3 protein-coding genes and 2 pseudogenes are annotated in these 5,340 nt (G+C 57.7%); 4 read left to right on the forward strand and 1 reads right to left on the reverse strand.

The genetic code is table 11. The annotated features are described in order from the left end of the window. From U1703_RS17585 to U1703_RS17600, 4 genes and pseudogenes are all read left to right on the forward strand, one after another. The coding region (locus tag U1703_RS17585; protein ID WP_332786768.1) for an SPM autocatalytic domain-containing protein at positions 1–1,226 on the forward strand (1,226 nt) is incomplete at its 5' end. After that, positions 1,165–2,340, forward strand: a complete 1,176-nt coding sequence (locus U1703_RS17590) for a cupin-like domain-containing protein (protein WP_332786769.1) — start codon at positions 1,165–1,167, stop codon at positions 2,338–2,340. The genes U1703_RS17585 and U1703_RS17590, both read left to right, overlap by 62 nt. Positions 2,341–2,395: 55 nt before the next feature. Then, positions 2,396–3,910 carry a tryptophan halogenase family protein gene (locus tag U1703_RS17595; RefSeq protein WP_332786770.1) on the forward strand — a complete coding sequence of 505 codons (1,515 nt, stop codon included), beginning with the start codon at positions 2,396–2,398 and terminating at the stop codon, positions 3,908–3,910. A 179-nt stretch (positions 3,911–4,089) separates the two neighbouring features. After that, positions 4,090–4,931, forward strand: a pseudogene (locus U1703_RS17600) (transposase); the annotation flags it as partial. Positions 4,932–4,955: 24 nt separating this feature from the next. Here U1703_RS17600 and U1703_RS17605 read toward each other — a convergent pair. Then, positions 4,956–5,228 (reverse strand): annotated as a pseudogene (locus U1703_RS17605) (DDE-type integrase/transposase/recombinase); the annotation flags it as partial. Positions 5,229–5,340: the final 112 nt, after the last annotated feature.

Here is a 5,340-nt window from a genome sequence, read left to right on the forward strand (position 1 = left end):
GTGGCGACGGCAACGATACCATCGTCGAGGGCGGTCCCGACCGTTGGGATGGCGGCTGGGGTGGTGATGACCGCATAGAGCTGGGTGCGGGCATCACGCCGGACCAGGTCACCGTCATTCGGCGGGGCAACGATCTGCTGCTCGATTTCGGCAATGGCGACAGCATCGCCATCGGTGGAGAGCCCCTCGCCAATGGTGAGCAAGCGATCGAGCGGGTCGTATTTGCGGATGGCACCATCTGGAGTGCAAGCCAGCTGAATTTGCTCGCAGCGGCAACCGATAGCGATGACGTTCTTACCGGCGGCCAAGGTGATGATTGGATGCGAGGTAGGGGAGGCAACGACGTCCTTAGCGGTAACGATGGCACCGACACCGCTGTATTTCGTGGTGATCGGGCTGATTATGAACTGAGCACCGCCGATGGGGTGCTGACGGTGAAAGATCTTCGTCCCGATCACCACGGCGACGATGGGACTGATCGTCTCACAAGCATAGAACGACTGCAGTTCAAGGATGCGGTTGTGTCTCTCGCGGCGCCGATCGTTCTCGATCTGTCGGGTGACGGCATCCATTTAGTCGATCAGCATGCCTCGACGGCACGCTTCGACATGGACGGCAACGGCAGTCCTGATCTTACCAGCTGGATTGGACCGGCAAATGGCTTCCTCACGATCGATCGTAATAGCGATGGGGTCGTGAACGGAATTGGTGAGATCAGCTTTGTCTCAGATAAGCCAAGTGCGACATCCGACCTAGATGGCCTTCGTGCATTCGACTCAAACCGAGACGGTGTTCTGTCAGCAGCAGATGAGGCCTTTTCTAGATTTGGTGTCTGGCAGGATCTGAATGCGGACGGTGTAGCTGATGCAGGGGAAGTGCATACGTTGACCGATGTCCAGATCGCATCGATCGATCTCGAAGGCAGGGTCGCATCGGGCACTTGGGAGTGGGATGGTGCGAGCATTCTCAATCATGGGACCTTTCACCGCACCGATGGAACGTCGGGTATCTTCGCGGATGTCGCCATGTCGTACGAACCAGCATCTTCTAACCCAGTTGGCAGTCCCCAGGTCGCGGCGGCACAGCTGATCGAAGCATCAGCCGCTTTTAACACGACGTCCGCAGGATGGTTTGCGATTGACAACGAAGGCCGCACTTCTCAGCATGGAGATATCACTTTCGGCGGTTTCGGCCACCGCGAGGAAAGCCGTACTCATCAATGTTGATGATGCTATGGGCCAGCCTGCTCGCAGGCTGGCCCATAGCATAGACGACCTATCTATCTTCCAGTGGGTTTGGGAGGGTTATGCAACACTTACCGGGATGGACCGATCACCCATGGAGCAGGCAGCGTTTCTGAGGGAAGTCATTCCTCTAGGGCGTCCCAAGGTCTTCAGAGGACTTGTGACGCAATGGCCTGCCGTGATGGGCAGCGGCACGCCAAGCTCACTAATCGACTATCTTTCGGCTTATGCAGTTTCCAAATTGGTAGGCCTGTCGTCAGTTCCGAGAGCAGCTGCGGGACGCTTTTTTTACAATGATTCGATGACGGGGCTAAATTTTGTTAAGCGCCGAATGCCCTTTCGGGCTGCACTTGATACGCTGCTTCAGTTCGAGTCAAATGAGCAGTTTGGCGCCTCGGCCATTCAGTCCATCCTAGTGGACGAGTACCTGCCCGGCTTTACTGACGCGAACCGGCTTCTGATGCTACCCGACTTCGTCAAGCCTCGAGCTTGGATAGGGAACCGGTCGGTCGTAGCCGCTCATTATGATGTCGCTGAGAACTTGGCCTGTGTCGTCTCCGGCAGAAGACGCTTCACAATCTTTCCTCCTGAGCAAGTAGCCAATCTTTACCCGGGGCCTTTTGAAGTTACCCCTGCCGGGGTTGTCGTAAGCATGGTTGATTTCGATAACCCCAACTACCATGCATATCCCCGCTTTAAGAAGGCATTGGAAGCTGCGACGGTGGTAGACCTGCATCCCGGGGACGCCATCTACATCCCTTATCTATGGTGGCATCACGTTCGATCATTAGACCCCGTAAACATGCTTGTAAATTATTGGTGGGAGCCCGAGTCCGCGACGATCAGTACACCGATGGACGCCCTTCGTCACGCAATGGTTGCCCTCAAAGGGCTTCCCGAGCATCATCGAGATGCATGGTACGCGATGTTTGCTCATTTTGTTTTTCAGCAAAACGGGCCGGTAGGGGAACATATTCCCAGTGATCGGCGAGGTATCCAAGGTGTTCTTGATAAGAAGGCCTTACGTGCTGTTTTTAATGCCTTGCGCATTGATAAGTTGTATAGCCAAAGGCAGAATGGAGCTACGGTGGCGTAGACTAGTAAAATCTGTATCAACGCTGCGTCAAAATATCTAATTGGAAAGTCGAACAATGGTGGCCGCTGACGTAGGTGCGCAAGGCATACGCCAGGTTGTAATCGTCGGAGGCGGCACAGCGGGTTGGATGACGGCGGCGGCCCTAAGCCGCTACCTTCAAGGCGGTCAGTGCAAAATTGTCCTGGTCGAGAGTGAGGAGATCGGGACGGTTGGCGTAGGGGAGGCGACGATCCCCTCGATTACCAAGTTTCATCGGTCACTCGGCTTGGACGAGGGGGCGTTTCTTGCGACAACGGGTGCGACGTTCAAGCTGGGCATCGAATTCGTGGATTGGCTTGAGCGGGGCGACCGGTACTTCCATCCCTTCGGCCTTCTAGGGCGCGACGTCGACGGTATTGCATTTTACCAAATATACCTGCGCCTCATGGCGGAGAAACGATCCGCTGAGTTGGAACGATATGCGCCATGCTCCGTGGCTGCTGCGGCGGGCCGATTTGGAACACCTCAGCGACCAATCAGGGTGCCCAGCGGCGGCTTTCCGCATGCGTATCACTTCGACGCGACACGCTATGCACAGCTTCTACGAAGCTATGCCGAGCAGCGGGGTGTGCTTCGGCTTGAAGGCCGTGTTGTCGACACCAGCCTTTCAGCTTCCGGCGATGTAGACAGCATTCTGCTGGCGAACAGTGAGGAAGTAGCTGGCGACCTGTTCATCGATTGTACCGGCAGCCGTGCCTTGTTGATCGGTGGAGCGCTCGACGTCGGGTATATCGATTGGAAACATTATCTGCCATGCGATCGCGCCGTCGTGGCGCCGACGGCAAACACTGACGAAGCGCTGCCCTACACTCGCGCGACGGCGAAGGGTGCTGGGTGGCAGTGGCGCATTCCGCTCCAACATCGGGTCGGGAATGGCTATGTGTACTCTGGAGAGTACAGCACGGACGAAGAGGCCGAGAAAATCTTTGTGTCAGGCCTGGGCGGAGATTGTTTAGATCCGCCCCGTATAATCCGTTTCAGAACTGGGCGTCGTGAGAAATTCTGGCACCGTAATGTGGTTTCTATTGGAATTTCAGCTGGTTTCTTAGAGCCACTCGAGTCTACATCCATACATCTTATACAGACTGGTATTTCGCGAATCCTCTCTTTGTTTCCGGGTCGAAATCTGCATGAAAGTTTGCGTAAAGAATATAACCGATCTATGGCTCAAGCATTTGATGGTGTGAGAGATTTTGTAACTCTACATTACAAGCTAACATCTCGAGACGACACGCCATTTTGGCGATATGTTAGGAACATGCCCGTACCCGATACATTGCGAGAGAGAATCGAACTGTTCCGCGAGACTGGGCGTTTTGTCAGAGATGAAAACGAGCTCTTCTCACAGGAAAGCTGGATCACCGTCATGCTAGGTCAAGGCGTTCGACCTCGCGCATACAGCGCGCTCGCCGATGCGATCAGCATTGATCGTCTGGAGGCCGCCGCGAGTGGCATTCGTGAGCAAATTCAGCATGCCGTAAGCGCCTTGCCTCTCAGTAAGGATTACTTAGCGGCAGTGTCCCGGAACTAATTCGGTTGAATATTAATGGTCCCGGTTCTCAATGGAGAAGGAGCGCCTGATCAATACCCAGAGACGAGCGGATCATTGCAGTCGTTCGATGAGAACGTCAATCTGCTGACGTGATGGGTTGGCGAGGTGGCCCCTCAAATGACCTGACAAGGTCTCGCTCTTGGATAAGAGTGAGGCATATGACTGACGGTACGACTAGGCGTTACAATGACGGCGAGGTCCTCTCCGGTGTGCAGCGCCGGAGGCGGTGGACGCCGGAGGAGAAGGTCCGGATTGTCGAGGAGACGTATCTGCCGGGGATGAGCGTGTCGCTCGTCGCCCGCCAGCACGGCATCAGCGGCAGCCAGGTGTTCACCTGGCGGCGCCTGATGAACCAGGGGGCGCTGACCGCCGCAGCAGCCGGCGAGGAGGTGGTGCCGGCCTCCGAGTACCGGGCGCTGGAAGCGCAGGTGCGCGAGTTGCAGCGGCTACTGGGCAAGAAGGCCATGGAGAATGAACTGCTGCGTGAGGCCGTGTCCCGGGCCGCAGGCCCAAAAAAACTGCTCTTGCGCTCGACCTCGTTGCCGGGGGACGTTCTGTGACCGCGGTCGCCGATGCGCTTGGCATTTCCCGCCCGCATCTGTCTGCGATGCGCAACCGGCCACCGCCACGACCGCGCGGGCGACCACCACTGCCGGATGCCGAGCTGGTCTCCGATATCCGGCTGCTCGTCGCCGATCTGCCGACCTATGGCTATCGTCGTGTCCATGCCCTACTGCGCCGCCAAGCCGAGAAGACCGGGCGCGCAGCGCCCAATCCCAAGCGGGTGTACCGCATCATGAAAGTGTATGGCCTGCTGCTCCAGCGAGGCGGCGAACAGCGCGAGGAACGCCGTCACGACGGCCGCGTCGCCGTCGACCAGCGCAACACCCGCTGGTGTTCGGACGGGCTGGAGATTGCCTGCGACAACGGCGAGAAGGTCCGTGTCGCCTTCGCACTCGACTGCTGTGACCGCGAGGCGATGGGGCATGTGGCTACCACGGGCTGAACCGCGCCGGGTTTGCCGGAGGCCGTTGATGGTTTCCGCCAAAGCGTTGTCGTAGCTGTCGCCTACGCTTCCGACCGATGGCTCGATGCCCGCTTCGGCCAGGCGCTCGGTGTACTTGATGGACACGTACTGGCTGCCGCGGTCGGAATGGTGGACGAGGCCGCCACCCCGTATCGGCCGCCGGTCATGTAGCGCCTGCTCGAGCGCATCCAGGACGAAGCCGGCATGTGCGCTCCGGCTGGCGCGCCAGCCAACGATCCGGCGAGCGTAGGTGTCGATGACGAACGTGACCTGCTCCCCGGAAATCATGCCATTGGTAAGTTAGCTCGTCAGATGGAGACGAGCGATGCGGCGAGGCCGTTTTACCGAGGATCAGATCATAGGCGTGCTGCGTGAGCACGAG

Source organism: Sphingomonas flavida (genome assembly GCF_036663655.1).
Lineage (GTDB): Bacteria > Pseudomonadota > Alphaproteobacteria > Sphingomonadales > Sphingomonadaceae > Sphingomonas.

Excerpts from the sequence above, each read along its gene's own strand:
- U1703_RS17590 (WP_332786769.1), top strand. The coding sequence starts at position 1,165 with ATGGAGATATCACTTTCGGCGGTTTCGGCCACCGCGAGGAAAGCCGTA.
- U1703_RS17595 (WP_332786770.1), top strand. The coding sequence starts at position 2,396 with ATGGTGGCCGCTGACGTAGGTGCGCAAGGCATACGCCAGGTTGTAATC.